Consider the following 16,722-nt stretch of genomic DNA (forward strand, 5'->3'; position numbering starts at 1 on the left):
ACCGCTCGACTTGCATGTGTTAGGCCTGCCGCCAGCGTTCAATCTGAGCCATGATCAAACTCTTCAATTAAAAGTAGTTCAATCAACTCAATGAATTACGCGTTTTTGCTTAGCTTCATTTATGAAACCTTGCTGAACACTCATTCAAAAGTTGCAATACAAATATTTCTGTTTGCTTACTTCTGCAAGTGCCCACACAGTTTGCTTGGCTTGATAGTATTGTTAAAGAGCGTTTCTCAGCAGCCTTGGCTGCGAGAGGTGCGTATTCTACACACCGTGTGTTTTCCGTCAATACTTTTTTGAAAAAAGTTTTTTTAGAAAACTTAGGTTTTCGGCGGCTTCGTTGCCTGCCTCGAACGTGGAGCGCATTTTAGAGATTTAACTCGCCCCGTCAAGCGCTTTTTATGCCTTTATAACTGTTTTTTTGCTGACTGCGTAAAGTTTCGGCAACACGCTGCTTTTCTCACCAAAGCAAGGCCAAACATGACCTATTATTCTCTATCTGCTATAAAGGTCTTAATAGCTTTTTAACTTAGGAGCACACTTATGGCAGATATCCGCAGTTACCATGAATATGAACCAGTTATTGGGGAGCGGGTTTATTTGGATCCCAGCTCCGTTATTGTCGGCAATATCACCATTGGTGATGACAGTAGTGTCTGGCCTATGGTTTCCGCGCGTGGTGACGTCAACAGCATGACCATTGGTAAGCGTACAAATATTCAGGATGGCACGGTATTACATGTCACTCGTAAATCGAACTCGAACCCAGAAGGGCATCCTCTGGTCATTGGTGACGATGTCACAGTAGGCCACCACTGTATGCTGCACGGATGCCGCCTGGGCAATCGCATTCTGGTGGGTATGTCCGCAGTTATTATGGATGACGTTGTCGTAGAAGATGATGTCATTATTGGTGCCGGCAGCTTAGTCCCTCCGGGAAAACGCTTAGAAAGCGGTTATTTATATGTTGGCAGTCCGGCTGAGAAGAAACGCCGCTTAAATAGTAGTGAAAGTAACTTTTTAAGCCAGTCGGCGCAAAATTACGTTGACCTTAAAGATGACTACCTTTTACAGGTGAGCCCGGTTTCTTAATTTAATGGAAGCGTCGGCTTTCAAGCCGGGAAAAACTCAGCAGACTGGATAAGTCCTTTAGCCGGCCTGCAATAACATGCACCACACCTTCGTGAATTTCGACAATACCTTTTACCCAAAGCAGGTTGCTGGTCAGGAAACACTGCCGAAATTGACGAGCGGTGTGCGCCCACACCACCACATTACTGTTTCCGCTTTCATCTTCCAGCGTTAAAAAGGTGACCCCGCTACGGGTTCCGGGCCTTTGTCGGCAGGTCACTAAGCCAGCCAGTGTGAGCACCTGGCCAGAACGGCAAGTTATCAGGTTTTTGGCCATGACACAGTTTTTTAATTCCGGAGAGTTTCTCAGTAAAGCTAATGGATGCCGGCCTAAAGTCAGACCCGTTGATTCGTAATCGGCTTTTATGTTCTCTGACTCATGGGGCGCAGGCAGTTCCCGGGCGGGCTGATCTTTTACATTCGCAAATAGCGGCATTTGTTGATCACTTATGGAAACACTTTGCCAGTGCGCCTGATGTCGATGGCCTGCGATACTCTGCAAAGCATCGGCACGGGCTAGGGCGCTGATATCGGAGTCCCTCAGCCCACTTTGCCTTAACTCATGAATACTGGCGAAGCCACTTTCCGGTCTTTCATTCAGTGCCTGTATGATTCTTGTTTCAGATACCCCCTGAATTTGCCTTAACCCCATACGCACGGTTTCAACAGAGCTCGTATCTTCTTTAGGTAACCAATGGTAATCCCAGTGGCTCAAATTAATATCTGCCGATAGAAACTCAACGCCGTGGCGCTGTGCATCCTGTACCAATTGCGAGGCCGAATAGAAGCCCATTGGTAAACTATTAAGCAAGCCCACATAAAAAGCCGCCGGATGATAGGTTTTAAACCAGGACGACACATAAGCCAGGTTGGCAAAGCTGGCAGAATGAGACTCAGGGAAACCATACTGTCCAAAACCGCAAATTTGCTTGAAAAGTCGTTCGGCAAACTCTTGTTTATAGCCGCGCGCCAACATGCCATTGATAAGCTTGTCTTCAAAGCAGGTTAAGTGGCCGTTTTGTCCCCATGAGGCCATCGCGCGTCGAAGCTGATCTGCCTCTCCACCGCTAAAACCAGCGGCAACCATAGCCAACTTAATTACCTGCTCTTGAAAAATAGGAACACCCAGGGTTCTTTCTAATACCGACTTTACTTCATCGCTGGGGTAGTTCACGGCTTCCAGACCGGCCCGACGTCGCAAAAAAGGGTGTACCATGTCACCCTGAATAGGGCCAGGCCGGACAATCGCAATTTGAATGACCAAGTCATAAAAAGTCTTTGGCTTTAATCGCGGTAACATGTTCATTTGCGCCCGGGATTCTATCTGGAAAATCCCCATAGAGTCGGCCGTTTGCAACTGTTGATAAACCCGACTGTCTTCCTGCGGAATGGTTGCCATGGTGAATTGCTGGTCATAGCGCAAGTTAATAAGCGCCAGCATTTTTCGTAACGCAGTGAGCATGCCCAGCGCCAGTACATCCACTTTTAACAGCCCGAGACTTTCAAGGTCTGTTTTGTCCCACTGAATAACCGTTCGCTCCGTCATGGAAGCATTTTCTACCGGAACCAGCCGTGATAAGTCATCGGCAGCAATGACAAACCCACCGACATGCTGAGACAAATGTCGGGGAGTGCCCATAAGTTGCTCGGTAAAATGTAAAAGGTGTCGGCCCCGCACCGAATTTGCTACTTCAGGGTGCTGTTGCGCGAGCTGTTGCTGCCAGCTTTGCTCTTTATCGCGCGTATCCAAATGACTTCGATAATACTGCAGCTGTTGCTCACTAAACCCCAGCGCTTTGCCAACATCCCGAAAAGCACTTTTAAAGCGATAGGTAATAACGGTCGCCGCAAGGGCAGCTCGCTGTCGACCGTATTTTCGGTAAATGTACTGAATAATCTCTTCGCGGCGCTCGTGCTCAAAGTCGACATCAATGTCCGGCGGCTCGTTCCGCTCCTTAGAAATGAAGCGCTCAAACAATACCTGAATTTGCGCAGGGTTAACCGCGGTAATACCCAGACAATAACAAACGACGGAGTTTGCCGCCGAACCACGCCCCTGAAACAGAATACCCTGCTTACGGGCAAAGCGAACTAAGTCGTGAATGGTTAAAAAGAAAGGCTCGTAGCTCTGCTCTTTTATCAGACTAAGCTCTTTCAAATAAAGTGCCTTTACTGATGGAGGCACGCCTTCGGGGTAGCGCCAACGCGCGCCGTCCTCGGTTAACTGCTTTAAGTGTTCTGCAGCACTCATTCCATCAGGTACCAGTTCAGCAGGGTATTCGTAGCGAAGCTCTGATAAACAAAACTGACACTGGTCGGCAATAGCTACGCTTTCTGCCAGCCACTTTTCTGGGTAGCATTGCTGCAGCTCACTTAAGCTACGTAAACGATGTTCTGCGTTATTGCTGGCTAAACCCGGCTGTTCTGCCAGCGAACTTCCCTGCGCAATAGCGTTCAGAATATCGTATAACGGTTGCTGTTCTGTCGTTGCCATACGGGCGCCTCCCGCACAGGTTACTTTCACCTTAAGTGCTCGTTGCAGCTCAGTCATAGCGTGAAAGTTCTTTTCATCGTCAGCCTGATAATGACGCTCGTACAATAACCAAAACCGTTGCTTCCATACCGATTTAAGCTTTTCGCCAATAGCAATTAGTTGAGCCTGTCTGAAGTCAGGTTGCCAGAGCAGAAAACATAAAGAGAGCCCGTTAAAAAAATCGTCAATATTGGCCTGGTAATGACCTTTCTCGCTGCGACTACGAAACAACGTGATTTTTTTACAAAGCTGAGCATAAGCTTCGCGAGTAGGGGCGAGCAATATTATGGTCCCCAGCTCAGGCAGCCGGAACTCACTGCCAACAATGAATTTAATGCGACGTTCCTTTGACGTCTGATAGGCTTTAACAATGCCTGCCACCGAGCATTCGTCGGTTATTGCTATGGCGGTGTAACCCAATTCGTCGGCCCGAATGACTAAATCTTCCGGAGCCGCTGCAGATTGTAAAAAGCTGTAGTGACTCAGGCTGTGTAATTCCGCAAATTTATTAAGCACAGAAGGCGATGACATTTCAGCTAAACCAACCCTGTAAATACCACTGGTCAGACTCAAAATAGATCCAACCCAAACGCCCTAATTTGTCTTTCGCGATCCAGTAGTCCCGTGCAACTTCATCTGCGTCCCACCAGCCGCAATGTTTCCGTTCAGGCCCATGCTGTAATTGCCACAAATCTATCGAGGTTACTTGTGCTGGTCGCAACATCCAAAGAGGGCGTTTCGGTGCATTCAATAAAGCTTGCGGTTTTTCCCCGGGCGGACGAGCAACCTCACTGTAGCCAGGACGAGGATCATCATTCACTGCCGGAGAAAATACGGCATTTTTGCCTAACTTTGCCTGTAGCCGGCTAATGAGCTGCAGAGTTTCATGCCGATGCTGTTGCGCTCCGAAAAATTGCTCATTGTGTTGCTCAGCACGCAATAATTCATTCGCCACCAGCCTAATTTCTATAACCGGCTCCGGCAAAGGGATGGATTCCATTTTCAACTGCAGTAAAGACAAGAAATTAGACCCTCGCCAACCCGGCTCAGCTAAAGCGACCGGAACAACTGAAGGAGGCTCATTGCGATGCTGCAGTTCAACTTTTACCTGCTGTACCACTTTCTGCCGTTGATAAAGAAAGTTCTCCAGCTCCCCAAATAGCCTTTTTAGCGGGAACAGTAACCCTTGCCAATGAGGGATCTCAGTCACCAGGTCTAAGCTTTGCTGAAAACTTTCCGGGGGCATAAAAAAGTGATGACTTTGTTGCTTCAGCCCTTGCAGCTGCTCCAGATGCAATAACGTTTCCAACCCTAATTGGCGGCCAACTTCCCCTCCGGGCAGTTGCATAAGCTCCCCCAGCAAACGAAACCCCGCAGCTTTGCTGTGCTTCTGCGCTTTCAGGCTTAAACCGGCATTCTGAATGGGTAACTCTGCCAGCAGATTAGCTTGCTTTTCAGCCAAAAGAGAAACAGGAGAGCCAGATTCGGCTAACAATTGCGCAGCTAATGAATTCTCTGCAACAGCCAACTGCGAAGTAACCGGTAATTCCTGAACTTTTTGCGCCAAGACATTAAATGCGCCATTACGCCCACCATACAATTGTTCCAGGCTGTTCAACTCAATTGCCAGCCCTTGCGGTGGGTACAACACCAGCTTGGCTGCCCACTGATACAAGTGGGTGGCCAACTGCTGCAGGGCTTGCTCTTCACGCTCTGACGAATACTCCATGAGCTGCAGCTGCTCACAAAGCGATATTGCCATAACAGTCTGAAGTTGTGGCCTTACACCACATTCCAATGCCCGCGCATTGCACTGCACAATAACAGACTGACTGCCCTGTAACTGATGAAACGCCAGAGGCAGTGTGTTGCTCTCAGGCTGTAACCGAACCCGGTTATCCAGCAGCAACTGAGGGAAATGACAATACAGCCACATTACTGAAGCGCTACGTTTTCCAATGGCCAGCCAGCTTTACGCTTTAACAAGTCCAGCGTGACGCCTGTTGTGGTCATCTTTACACGTAACCGATTAGAGTAAGCCCGGGCTTCTTCATTAACCGCTGGCTCACTCAGGACCACACCCATCTGTCCTGTTTGCGACGCTTTATACCAACGTCGGACACACTGAGCTGTCGTTGTTTTTTGCTCAAACCAACCCAGTGCCAAGGCATTTTTTGTTTGCAGTACCTGTTCAAAAGCCCAGGCTGCTTTTTCTGCATTCGTTTGAATGACTATCTGCATCGACTTGCTTAAGCCATAATAATGCAACCCCGCCGCCGACAGCCAGGCTGGAGGGTTTATCCAGAAAACGGGCTGATGCTGCTGCACGGCCTGCTTTACCAGCGGCAATAGCAAAGCCTGCTCAGAGAAGGGCGCTTGTAGCTGCCACTCATGCAAACCCGGGTATTGCCACCCGCCACCAAGCACTTTGTCCAGCTGCTTAAACCCCGTGCTTAGCGTTGCTGCCTGAGTGTCTGTCGTCTGGCCATGCCAGATAAGCCCCTGTTGGATAAGGGTCTGAATCTTTGTCTGCATAACGCCTCCAATACTGTACGTATATACAGTATCATTAATTTTTACTGGTTAGCAACAGACATCATTCCTGGCTTCAGTTATCATTTGCTCATTGTTTATGGTTAGGGCTGGGCGATATGCTGACATCAATACTTATTCCCTTCAGAGTGGTTATTAACTTTTTATGGGGATTAATCACCACCGCTATTATTGGTGTTTCAATTATTGGTATTGGTGTTTTTAAAGTGTTACTGCCATTTAAAACCCCTCAACGCATTTGTTCGCAGCTAGGAAACGGCTTATTCAGAGTCTGGGCATACTGTATGTCGATGATGTTTCAGCTGACCCAACGCATGGACTGGCACATTAAAGGTGACCTGGAACTCCATGAAAAGGGTTGGTATATGGTTATGGCAAACCACCGTAGCTGGGTCGATGTACTGGTATTAATGCACCTGACCCGCCGCCATATGCCAATGCCACGCTTTTTCCTAAAGTCACAGCTTATGTGGGTACCTATTATTGGCTGGGGCTGCTGGGTACTCGATATGCCCTTTATGAAGCGCTATTCAAAAGAGTTGCTAAAGAAAAAGCCCCATTTAAAAGGCAAAGACATCGCAACAACAACGCGTTCTTGCGCTAAATTCCGTCACATTCCCACAACAGTGGTGAATTTCTGCGAAGGCACACGGTTTACTCCGGAAAAGCACAAGAAAAAACAAAGCCCTTTTCGTAATTTGCTCCCTCCCAAAGCAGGTGGTACCGCCTTCTCACTGCAAATTATGGGCGGTCAGTTTGAAGCCATTCTGGACATTACCATTGTTTATCCGGGGAACGATAAGCGCCCGGTAGTCTGGCATCTATTAAGCGGACAGCTGAAAAACGTCTATGTTGATATACAGACATTGCCTATTACTAAAGACTTAATTGGTGATTACGCCAGTGACGAAGCTTTTAGGGCTCACTTTCAACAGTGGCTGAATAAACGTTGGCAGCAAAAAGACCAAACCATTGACGAAATGCGTAAGGAAATTCACAGCACCCGCTAAGGGAGTTTTATAATGGACTTTGAGTTTATAAAAGAGTGGCTTCAAAAATTCGGAATTGACAGTAACCTACAAGAGCTGAGTCTTGTTATCAGCTCATTACTCGTTTTAATAGGTTGTTACATTGCTTATGCCTTAGCCCGTTGGATTATTGATCACGCCATTGATCGGTTACTCAGCAAAGCACCTGAGCGTTGGTATAAAGCTTTAGTTAACAGTGGCTTTTTCAAGCGCTGTGCAAACCTGGCTCCTATTGTCGTAATACACAGCTTTATACCTATTCTGTTTATTGATGACTTCGAAAGCTGGCAGTCGCCGCTACGTACCGTTGTAGGGGTTTACCTCACCTGGGTTATCACCAGTATTCTTACCGCCTTAGCTAACGTTATTTCAATTGCCTATGACTACACCTATAAAGCAAGAGAAGTCCCAATTACGGGGGTTATACAGGTAGCCAAGCTCGTTTTGGTGCTGATGGCTATCATTATTACCATTGCCATTATTATGAACAAGTCGCCCATGTACCTACTAAGTGGCTTCGGTGCAATGACCGCTATTTTGATGGTGGTTTTCAGAGATACCTTAATGGGCTTTGTTGCCGGAGTACAATTGGCGACTAACCGCATGGTTGCCATAGGGGACTGGATAGAGCTGACTGACCACGGTGTTGATGGCACAGTGCAAGAAGTTGGGCTTATTTCAGTAAAAGTCGAAAACTGGGATAAAACCATTGTTTATTTACCGACTTATGTTTTGATTCACGAATCCTTTAAAAACTGGCAGGGAATGGTTAATACCGGAGGTCGTCGCATGCGCCGATCACTGATGATTGACCTCGACAGTTCCAAAATTCTTTCCGACGAGCAACTGGATGAGTTGGCTAAAAAGCACTTCAAACAGTCCGCAGAAGACTGGTTAGAGGCTAATGAACTGGAAAAGCCGGTCAGTAATTTAACCGTCTTTAGAGTGTTTACTGATAATTACCTTAGAAACCATAAACAAGTCCGAGAAGACCTCACACTCATGGCTCGATTAATGCAGCCGACGGCTGCCGGTATCCCTTTAGAAATTTATGCTTTTTGTAAGCAAATCGACTGGATGAAATACGAGGCAGTACAAAGTTCTATTGTGGAATACTTGTACAGTGTTATGCCGGACTTTGGACTGAAGAACTATCAGTTTTTAAACAATAATCAGGCCTTCTCGCAGAATGGAGAAGGCGCTTATTGTCAGTACAAACCGGAGTCCTGAATTATTTTTCCAGCAGATAACCGGCCAGGCTAGAAAAATCTTCAAGGAAGTTGTCGCTGTCACGGAAACCCTGTGGCAGCATTTGATACTTACCGTTGACGATAAAGGTCGGTGTTGCGTTAACCCCTAAGTTACTGGCGCGGCGGTCCATTTTAGCGGCTGCAGCACGAACACTAAAACTCGCTATGGCTTTATCAAATTCGTCACCAGAAACACCATTGACCACAAAAACATTACGAATGTCTTGTTTACTGGTCAGCATATTGTTTTTATTGAAGTTATAGTCAAATATAGCAGCGGACAGTTCTTCTTCTTTATCCAGCTTTTGTGCAACCACAAAAGCCTGAGTCATGGTTTCACCCACATTGCCCCGTGGGCTGATGAACGACACATGCGCCTTTTTAAAAGCTTCCGGATATTCAGACTTCATTTCTTTTGCTATGGGTTCAAACCGGTAGCAATGAACACAGTAAAAAGAAAAGAACTCGGTAATTTCCGGTTTACTGGTCGCTTCATCGGCTATCACCTCATAGTGAACACCTTCCTCAAAATCCTGAGCCTGAGCAAAACCTGCTGCTACCATTAATGCTCCGGCAAAACCCATTAACCACTTTTTCATTGTCATTTCCTGTTATCCGTTAAAACCAAGGTTCAGCGGCGCTTCATCCAGCCCCGCTAATTGTTCTTTCAATGCCAGAATCTGCTGTTCCCAATAACGGCTTTCTGCAAACCAGGGGAACGCTCTCTGAAAAGCACTATCTTGCCACCTGCGCGATAACCATGCCATATATTGAATGATTCTGAAACTGCGCAAAGGTTCAATTAATATCAACTGCGCGGTATCAAATTCGCAAAAATCTTCATAACCAGTAAGCAGCGCATCCATCTGCAGAGTCTGCTCCTGATGCGGGCCATTAAGCATCATCCATAAGTCCTGGACCGCAGGTCCTGAGCGACAATCGTCAAAATCGACAAAGGTCAGTTTTTCCTCATACTGCAGAATATTACCAATATGGCAGTCGCCATGCAGACGCTGATAATCAAAGTCTTGCAGAGGTGTAGAACGTAAGCGCTCACTTAAGGGATCAAGAATGGCAAAAAAGGCGTCTTTTAGCTCTGCGGGTAATAAAGCGGATTGCCGTAACTCCGCCACGGACTGCTCCACAAAACCTTCATAGTCGATAGTTTCCCGCACTTTAAACTTGCCCGCCTGAGCCACTGCATGCATGCGTCCAATTTGACGCCCCAGGCGTTCAAGCTCATCCAGGTCATTAGGCTCAAATGCCCGCCCTCCAATGCTTGAGTAAACACAAAAGCGATAGCCTTCGAACTCATGCAGGCGCTTATTCTGCAGCAGTAAAGCGGATACGGCCGGAACCTCTGCTTGCGCCAGCTCCTCGACAAACGCCAGCTCTTCTTCTATTTGCTCAGTGCGCCAGCGCTGAGGTCTATAGAACTTTGCCACATAGCGTTTGCGATCATCATCAGCAAACTGATAGACCCGGTTTTCATAGCTATTCAGCGCCAGCAAGCCCGAAGCAGGATACAAACCGACACTTTCTAACGCATTAACAACAAGATCCGGCGTCAGCCCCTGAAAAGCAAAGTCAGACGCGTTCTCTGTAAGATTACTCATATAAAAAGCGGCTCTGATGCGTATTAGTTATATCCGCATTATCAACCGCTGTTACCACGAAGTAAAACTCTGTGACCTGTTCTTTCAATAAAGAGGGTGGAACCGCTACCGTTACCGGCAATGTGCCAACCTCACCGGCCGAAACCTGTTTAGTGGAGTCACCAATCAGTTCGAACTGTTCAAAACCTTTGACCTCTATGCGGTAAGTCATGTCCTGCTGAGATTTATTAACCAGTTTTAAGGTGAAGACGTTTTCAATCTGGCCTTCAATATTTTCTCTGAAAAGCTGGTTCCTGTCTCGCAATACATCAACTTCCAGTGGGACTCGGCTGGCAATATCCCAGACCAATACCGCGCTCACCGCCAGAACCATAATAAAGTAGCCAATACTTTTCATTCGCCACGGATTGGTCTTCTGCTTTTTGTCTTTGGCCGCCAGGTTACGCTCTGTGGTAAAGCGGATAAGCCCTTTCGGATAGTTCATTTTATCCATAACGTCATTACAGGCATCAATACAGGCACCGCAGTCAATGCACTCGTATTGCAGCCCATTTCGAATATCAATACCTGTCGGGCAAACCTGAACGCACATATAACAGTCGATGCAGTGTCCTAAGCCTTTCTCCGCCGGGTCGGCTTTACGTGACCGAGGACCACGCGGCTCTCCGCGTTCTGCATCATACGACACGGTGTAGGTGTCTTTATCAAACATAGCTGACTGGAAACGCGCGTAAGGACACATGTGCGTGCACATAATCTCGCGCATGTACCCGGCGTTGCCATAAGTGCAGAAAGTAAAGAACAGAACGCTGAATGTTGCCCAGAAGCCAGCATCCAGAGTAAAGAAATTGAGGAAGAGTTCGCGTATATCGGTAAAATAGCCGACAAAGGTCATGGATGTTAATAGAGCCACCAGAATCCAGCCAGTTTGTTTACCGGCTTTACGCCAGAACTTATCAAAGTCCATTTTGCGCTCATCCAGCTTAATACGCTTATTGCGGGGGCCTTCAAACTTTTTCTCAAACCACATAAATATGAAGGTCCAGGTTGTTTGAGGGCACATAAAGCCACACCAGACACGCCCAAATATAGTGGTCACAAAAAACAGCGCAACGGCGGCCACAATGGCAAACCAGGCGACAACGGTAAAGTCCTGTGGCCAAAGCGTTAAACCATAAATACGAAAGCGCTGCTCCATAATGTCGAGCAGAACCGCCTGTTCGCCCTGGTAGGTGAGCCAGGGAATAATGGCAAAAACTGCCAGTAGCAGGAAGCCAAAGCTACGGCGGAAGTACTCCATCGCACCTTTAATGTCGCGCACATAAATGCGGCTACGAGGGGAATAGTTATTGTTGTGCTTTTGCCCGTCCGGACGTTGAATTTTAACTTTATCGGCGGACTGAACCGTTATCTTTTGTTCCATGAACAATACCACTTAGTATCACGGCGAGGTGCGCACAGTATAACGGATCCTAACTGTTTGCGCAGCTCACTGAGCTGAATCAATAATACAATCAAAAAGTATGTTACAACCAGCTTCCACATCATGCCAGTGCGACCACTCATCGGGCGCGTGACTGACACCGTTTACAGACGGAATGAAAATAAGCCCTGACTCTGTAATTTCAGTAAAAAACTGTGCATCGTGTCCAGCCCCACTGGGCATTTTCAGGCACGAATACTTTCTTGCTTTTGCCTTCTCTTCTATCTGCTTTGTCAGTTTCTCTGAACATGCTTGAGGATTCAGCCAGCTTACCTGTTCATACTCAAATTTTAAGCGGTGTTTACGGGCAATGGCTGACAACGCCTTATTACAAGAATCCGCGAGCTCTTTCATCACATCCGGGCTCATATCACGACCGACAATAGTAAATACGGCTTCTCCGGGTACGGTATGCGGGCTGCCCGGCTTTAAGTCCACTTTACCCACAGTAATGCGCGTTTTGTCCGTACCGTCTTCTGCAATAATGCGCTCAATTTCATGAGCAAAGTCAGCCAACCCCATGAAGGCGTCGCTGCGCATGTTCATCGGTGCTGTACCGGCATGGTCAGCTTTACCTTTTAAGTGCACTATCCATTTGAAAACACCGGATATGCCCTCCACGGCACCAATGGTAATTTCTTTTTGAAAAAGTACCGGCCCTTGCTCAATGTGTAATTCGTAAAAGGCTTTCAGGCGCTCCGGTGGCCATGCGGCGTCCAGAGCATCCATCACATTCATTCCATGAGCGGCCATGGCGTCTTTTAGGTACACATTGTCAGCATCATGAGCGGACATAAGCCAGTCAGGGTTTAATACACCGGCAATAGCCTGTGACCCCATCATACCGCCAAAGCGTCCTTCTTCTTCGGCAGTGCCGACCACCCATACAGGATGCTTCAATTTAATGTCATTTTCTTTGATCGAGCGCAAAACTTCGAATCCGGCCAACACGCCCAGAGCGCCGTCAAAAATACCGCCGGCCGGAACCGTATCTAAATGCGAACCGGTAAGAACGGCAGGTTTTTTAAGATAGTCACCAATACCGAAGAACACATTACCGGCACCATCCATAAAGGTTTCAAACCCTTCGGCTTTTGCCTGGTTCATCATCCACTGGCGCGCCTCCATGTCGGCATCAGTAAAACCCCAACGATACACGCCGTGGTCAGTTTCGTTATAACCAATATTGGACAGTTCAAGCACGGATTTTTTTAAGCGGTCTGAATTAATACTCAGCATAGTACCTCCTTAGCTTCTGTTATAAGCGTAGGACATAAACTACGGAGCAACAAAAAGGCACCCATAAAAAAGCCCGCACCAAAAGGTACGGGCAAAGGTTGCACGGGGCAAAGGGGAGCCCCTAGAGGGTTTACGACAGTTTGCGTGCAGTTAAGGCTGCATTAAGTACCGCCGCCAACTTAATTGACGATTGAATTGCTTGTGCTGAAACGTCGTGCTTCAGCAAGGTTTGTACGTGCGAATCAATACACATACCACAACCATTCAGTGCCGATACCGCCAGTGAGAACAACTCAAAGTCGGCTTTATCCACACCCGGGTTCGCCATTGCGTTCATGCGGAGCCCCGCAGGAAGCTTAGAAAACTGTTTATCGCTCGATAAATGCAGGAAGCGATAATAGACGTTATTCATTGCCATTAATGACGCTGCTGTTTTTGCCGCCGTCTTAACGTTTTCTTCAATTTTGCCTTCGGCTTCTTCTTCCACGGCCTGAGTCAGCTCGTCGTTCGACAAGGTGTAAACCAGCGAAAGTGCTGTGCCGTAGAACTGGTCATTTGTTAAACCTGACTGCTCAACATTTGAGAACAAGCTCGACAGGTTTAGTTTGGTGTCTTTACTGTGATCACCCAATAATTGTTTGTAGTCTGCAATTGCCATGCTTAACTCCTGAAATACTGTAAAAGTGCCTAGCGAGCGCCGATGGCAATGCCATCAGCGCTTAGGTTTGGGAATTAACACCGATTAAAGGGTGTCGCCGCCCAGTGCACGGTTACAAGGGCAGAGTTCATCGGTCTGTAAACCGTCTAAAATACGCACGATTTCTGCCGGGTTACGACCCACGTTCAGGTTGTTCACCGATACGTGCTGGATAACGTTGTGCGGGTCAACAATGAAAGTAGCACGCAAAGCAACATTCTCAGCTTTGTCACGAACGCCCAGGCCATCAACCAATGAGCCATCATCAGCAAAAGAATACTGGTTCAGGCGGTCAAGGTCAGGGTGCTCACGGCGCCATGCCAGTTTTACAAATTCATTATCCGTGCTACCGCCCATAACAACGGCGTCGCGGTCAGCGAAGTCTTCATTCAGTTTAGCGAACTCAACAATTTCAGTTGGGCAAACAAAAGTGAAGTCTTTTGGGTAGAAGAAAATGATTTTCCACTTACCTTCAAAGCTGTTGTTGTCGATAGTTTCAAAAGCGCTTTCGCCATTCTCTTCCGGCATGTTGAACTTAGGTTTTGCCGCAATGACGCTGAATTCTGGTAGTTTATCGCCTACTGTTAACATAAATTGTCTCCGTGATTGGGATTTAAAGTGTATTCGTTCCTTAACGAGTCGAGAGCTAGTGTACGGACGGAGACAGATTGGATAAAACGAATAAAACGGATTATGATAATCGGAAATACCAATTAAAAACGCGACGGGTATCCCATGAGTAAATTACCAAGTCTGAAAAACCTAAGTTACCTGCTGGCGCTGCACCAGGAGCAAAACTTTAACCGCGCGGCGGCCGAGTGCAATGTTAGCCAGTCGACGTTAAGCAGTGGCATTCAAAACCTGGAAGAGCAACTGGACTGCCAGCTTATTGAGCGTGACCATAAGTCCTTTCTCTTTACCGCCTTAGGCGAAGAAGTTGTGGAAAAAGCACGGGACATCATTAGCGCGTCGGAAGAGTTACTGCATTATGCGCAAGGGCAGGGCAATATTATGGAAGGCCCGTTAAGACTCGGCATTATTCCTACCATAGCCCCCTTTGTTATTGGCGAACTGAGTAAAAATTTACAAGACAAGTTCCCTAAGCTACTGCTGCAACTTTCTGAAGATACCACACAAAATTTACTGCACCGGCTGCGTAACGGCGAACTGGATATTCTCTTACTGGCCCTGCCGATGGACATTCAGGGCAACCAAAAATGGATACTGGGTCGTGACCCTTTCAAACTGGTGGTGCATAAGGAGCTGGCGGAAACAGTCGGGGAACCGGTTGACTACGACAAACTGCCTGATCGCAGTATTTTTCTGCTGGAAAAAGAGCACTGCATGACCGGTCACGCCGTCGCGGCCTGTCAGCTTACCGATTCCATTAAAATGAATCCTTTTACGGCGACTAGCCTACACAGCCTGGTGCAAATGGCAGACGCCCGCTTAGGTGCTACCTTTGTTCCGCAAATGGCCATTGACCGGGGAATTTTAGAAAACACCGATTTGGTTTCATTAAAGCCAACCGGTCAGGAAGCTTCTCGTGATATCGGCCTGGTATACCGTCCGACCACCAGTCGTCGGCAAACCTTCCGCAAAATCGCGGAAGAAATTGCGCGCCTGTTGCCGGTCAATACACTCAACTAACGACGTCTGGCCGGTGGTAACGGATAACGTTCCGCCAGGCTGATGCTCTCACCATCGGGCTTAATAACCCGGGCATGGCGGCGGTTTAACCGGCGTGGATCGGTTACACCGCAGGAGTGCGCAATGATATTGACGCCATACTCCATATATTTGTGATAGTTAGCCGCACGTACCGACTTATTCTCAGGATCCAGCCCCCTCATCAGCTTAGGATCATCCGTTGTTACGCCAGTTGGACAAGTATTTTTGTTGCACTGCATAGCCTGAATACAGCCTAATGAAAACATAAAACCCCGGGCCGAGGTCACGAAATCGGCACCGATAGCAATAGCCCAGGCCACATCAGCCGGTGTAATCATTTTGCCGGAAACTACCACTCGGACACGCTCGTGCAAGCCCGCTTCTGTCAGTTTATCGATGAGTATCGGCAAGCTTTCCGTGACTCTTAAACCAACGTAGTCCATTAGCGGCTGGGGTGCCGCTCCGGTTCCGCCATCGGCGCTATCCAGAGTGATAAAGTCAGGTGCGGCTTCTTCGCCGCGAGTTAAAATGCAATCTATCAGTTCGTCGATCCATGAAGGGTCGCCCATCACAAATTTAAAACCCGTTGGCTTGCCGGTAATATTACGAACCTTTTCGATAAAATCGAGTAACTCTTCATTATTGCTTATTTCCGGATGACGGTTTGGGCTGATTGCGTCTTCGCCTTCAACAATTCCCCGAATTCTGGCTATTTCACTGTTAACTTTAACACCCGGGAGGATGCCGCCTTTACCTGGTTTAGCGCCCTGGCTCAGTTTAATTTCAAACATTTTCACATTATCGTGACGACCGAGTTCTGCCAGACGGTCCTCGTCGAGTCGACCTTCTTTATCGCGAACACCAAACTTCGCAGTTCCCATTTGAAACACAATGTCGCAATGACCCATTAAATGATAAGGCGACAAGCCACCTTCACCCGTATTCAACCAACAGCCGGCTTTTGCAGCCCCCTGCGACAATGACTTAACCGCAACCGGCGACAACGCACCGTAACTCATTCCTGAAATATGAAAGTACGACACCGGAGAATAAGGCGTCTCGCAGTAAGGACCAATGGTAATGGGTTCTGGCGATGTAGCCTGCTCAGCCATAGGCGGGTAGGGAGCGTTGCTGAAAATAATAGTTCCGGTACGACTTAAGTCACGTGTTGAACCAAAGGCAACGTTACGATCAGCGTTCTTGGCAGCCCGGTACACCCAGCTGCGCTGCGCCCGGTTAAATGGCATTTCCTCACGATCCATTGCAAAGAAATACTGACGCATAAACTCACCCATACGCTCAAACATGTAGCGAAAGCGGCCAATAACAGGGTAGTTATGTCTTATGGTGTGTCGGTTCTGCGTCCTGTCAACAACGTACATGATGCCAACAGAAACGACTAACCCAATAATAACCAGAACAAAAGCAGCGGCTAACCACTGCGCTAAAATCAGTAACGAGTCGGTACTAAACACCTTGCTGCTCATGAAGTTCCAATACCTTTTTACAATTGATAAC

Annotated in this window: 14 protein-coding genes and 1 rRNA gene; 4 read left to right on the top strand and 11 right to left on the bottom strand. The window is 47.6% G+C overall.

Annotation, left to right across the window (positions count from 1 at the left end; genetic code table 11):
- A 16S ribosomal RNA gene (locus tag VBY75_RS05740) occupies positions 1-70 on the bottom strand; the annotation flags it as partial.
- 476 nt (positions 71-546) lie between these two features.
- Here VBY75_RS05740 and VBY75_RS05745 point away from each other — a divergent pair.
- Complete coding sequence (locus tag VBY75_RS05745; RefSeq protein ID WP_054489059.1) at positions 547-1,095, top strand: gamma carbonic anhydrase family protein; 549 nt, start codon at positions 547-549, stop codon at positions 1,093-1,095.
- A gap of 1 nt (position 1,096) precedes the next feature.
- On the opposite strand, the gene VBY75_RS05750 is transcribed toward VBY75_RS05745, so the two are convergent.
- From VBY75_RS05750 to VBY75_RS05760, 3 genes are read right to left on the bottom strand one after another with little or no spacing between them, the layout of a single operon-like run.
- Positions 1,097-4,198 (bottom strand): error-prone DNA polymerase, encoded by a 3,102-nt coding sequence (locus VBY75_RS05750; protein ID WP_416512170.1) that lies wholly within the window; start codon positions 4,196-4,198, stop codon positions 1,097-1,099.
- Position 4,199: 1 nt separating this feature from the next.
- Positions 4,200-5,603: a Y-family DNA polymerase gene (locus tag VBY75_RS05755; RefSeq protein WP_416511492.1), complete on the bottom strand. Its 1,404-nt coding sequence runs from the start codon at positions 5,601-5,603 to the stop codon at positions 4,200-4,202.
- Positions 5,603-6,202 (bottom strand): ImuA family protein, encoded by a 600-nt coding sequence (locus VBY75_RS05760; protein ID WP_416511494.1) that lies wholly within the window; start codon positions 6,200-6,202, stop codon positions 5,603-5,605. Before VBY75_RS05760 ends, VBY75_RS05755 begins: the two co-directional genes overlap by 1 nt.
- Positions 6,203-6,318: 116 nt before the next feature.
- On the opposite strand from VBY75_RS05760, the gene VBY75_RS05765 reads away from it, so the two are divergent.
- Positions 6,319-7,230 carry an acyltransferase gene (locus VBY75_RS05765; protein WP_199493884.1) on the top strand — a complete coding sequence of 304 codons (912 nt, stop codon included), beginning with the start codon at positions 6,319-6,321 and terminating at the stop codon, positions 7,228-7,230.
- A gap of 12 nt (positions 7,231-7,242) precedes the next feature.
- Positions 7,243-8,478, top strand: a complete 1,236-nt coding sequence (locus tag VBY75_RS05770; protein ID WP_054489049.1) for a mechanosensitive ion channel family protein — start codon at positions 7,243-7,245, stop codon at positions 8,476-8,478.
- A 1-nt stretch (position 8,479) separates the two neighbouring features.
- On the opposite strand, the gene VBY75_RS05775 is transcribed toward VBY75_RS05770, so the two are convergent.
- The 6 genes from VBY75_RS05775 to VBY75_RS05800 all read right to left on the bottom strand — a co-directional run bounded on the left by VBY75_RS05775 (position 8,480) and on the right by VBY75_RS05800 (position 14,124).
- Complete coding sequence (locus tag VBY75_RS05775) at positions 8,480-9,097, bottom strand: thiol:disulfide interchange protein DsbA/DsbL (protein WP_199493885.1); 618 nt, start codon at positions 9,095-9,097, stop codon at positions 8,480-8,482.
- A 12-nt stretch (positions 9,098-9,109) separates the two neighbouring features.
- On the bottom strand, positions 9,110-10,114 hold the full coding sequence (locus tag VBY75_RS05780; protein WP_054489045.1) for a serine/threonine protein kinase: 1,005 nt from the start codon (positions 10,112-10,114) through the stop codon (positions 9,110-9,112).
- Complete coding sequence (gene ccoG, locus VBY75_RS05785) at positions 10,107-11,537, bottom strand: cytochrome c oxidase accessory protein CcoG (RefSeq protein WP_278356492.1); 1,431 nt, start codon at positions 11,535-11,537, stop codon at positions 10,107-10,109. Before ccoG ends, VBY75_RS05780 begins: the two co-directional genes overlap by 8 nt.
- Before the next feature lie 66 nt (positions 11,538-11,603).
- Complete coding sequence (locus VBY75_RS05790; RefSeq protein ID WP_278358106.1) at positions 11,604-12,836, bottom strand: Zn-dependent hydrolase; 1,233 nt, start codon at positions 12,834-12,836, stop codon at positions 11,604-11,606.
- A 130-nt stretch (positions 12,837-12,966) separates the two neighbouring features.
- Positions 12,967-13,494 carry a carboxymuconolactone decarboxylase family protein gene (locus tag VBY75_RS05795; protein WP_199493889.1) on the bottom strand — a complete coding sequence of 176 codons (528 nt, stop codon included), beginning with the start codon at positions 13,492-13,494 and terminating at the stop codon, positions 12,967-12,969.
- Between the two features lie 84 nt (positions 13,495-13,578).
- Positions 13,579-14,124: a peroxiredoxin gene (locus tag VBY75_RS05800; protein ID WP_011235799.1), complete on the bottom strand. Its 546-nt coding sequence runs from the start codon at positions 14,122-14,124 to the stop codon at positions 13,579-13,581.
- A 144-nt stretch (positions 14,125-14,268) separates the two neighbouring features.
- Between VBY75_RS05800 and VBY75_RS05805 the strand changes: the two genes are divergently transcribed.
- On the top strand, positions 14,269-15,183 hold the full coding sequence (locus tag VBY75_RS05805) for a hydrogen peroxide-inducible genes activator (protein WP_199493890.1): 915 nt from the start codon (positions 14,269-14,271) through the stop codon (positions 15,181-15,183).
- Here the strand turns inward: VBY75_RS05805 and VBY75_RS05810 are convergent.
- The gene (locus VBY75_RS05810; protein WP_199493891.1) at positions 15,180-16,691 is read right to left on the bottom strand and encodes an FMN-binding glutamate synthase family protein; all 1,512 of its coding nucleotides are present in this window, start codon (positions 16,689-16,691) and stop codon (positions 15,180-15,182) included. The genes VBY75_RS05805 and VBY75_RS05810 overlap by 4 nt on opposite strands.
- Between the last annotated feature and the right edge of the window lie 31 nt (positions 16,692-16,722).

The organism is Idiomarina sp. HB, from assembly GCF_048059115.1.
In the GTDB taxonomy this organism is placed as follows: domain Bacteria; phylum Pseudomonadota; class Gammaproteobacteria; order Enterobacterales; family Alteromonadaceae; genus Idiomarina; species Idiomarina abyssalis.

Coding starts and splice junctions, on each gene's coding strand:
- VBY75_RS05745 (WP_054489059.1), top strand. CDS start 547: ATGGCAGATATCCGCAGTTACCATGAATATGAACCAGTTATTGGGGAG.
- VBY75_RS05750 (WP_416512170.1), bottom strand. CDS start 4,198: ATGTCATCGCCTTCTGTGCTTAATAAATTTGCGGAATTACACAGCCTG.
- VBY75_RS05755 (WP_416511492.1), bottom strand. CDS start 5,603: ATGTGGCTGTATTGTCATTTCCCTCAGTTGCTGCTGGATAACCGGGTT.
- VBY75_RS05760 (WP_416511494.1), bottom strand. CDS start 6,202: ATGCAGACAAAGATTCAGACCCTTATCCAACAGGGGCTTATCTGGCAT.
- VBY75_RS05765 (WP_199493884.1), top strand. CDS start 6,319: ATGCTGACATCAATACTTATTCCCTTCAGAGTGGTTATTAACTTTTTA.
- VBY75_RS05770 (WP_054489049.1), top strand. CDS start 7,243: ATGGACTTTGAGTTTATAAAAGAGTGGCTTCAAAAATTCGGAATTGAC.
- VBY75_RS05775 (WP_199493885.1), bottom strand. CDS start 9,097: ATGAAAAAGTGGTTAATGGGTTTTGCCGGAGCATTAATGGTAGCAGCA.
- VBY75_RS05780 (WP_054489045.1), bottom strand. CDS start 10,114: ATGAGTAATCTTACAGAGAACGCGTCTGACTTTGCTTTTCAGGGGCTG.
- ccoG (WP_278356492.1), bottom strand. CDS start 11,537: ATGGAACAAAAGATAACGGTTCAGTCCGCCGATAAAGTTAAAATTCAA.
- VBY75_RS05790 (WP_278358106.1), bottom strand. CDS start 12,836: ATGCTGAGTATTAATTCAGACCGCTTAAAAAAATCCGTGCTTGAACTG.
- VBY75_RS05795 (WP_199493889.1), bottom strand. CDS start 13,494: ATGGCAATTGCAGACTACAAACAATTATTGGGTGATCACAGTAAAGAC.
- VBY75_RS05800 (WP_011235799.1), bottom strand. CDS start 14,124: ATGTTAACAGTAGGCGATAAACTACCAGAATTCAGCGTCATTGCGGCA.
- VBY75_RS05805 (WP_199493890.1), top strand. CDS start 14,269: ATGAGTAAATTACCAAGTCTGAAAAACCTAAGTTACCTGCTGGCGCTG.
- VBY75_RS05810 (WP_199493891.1), bottom strand. CDS start 16,691: ATGAGCAGCAAGGTGTTTAGTACCGACTCGTTACTGATTTTAGCGCAG.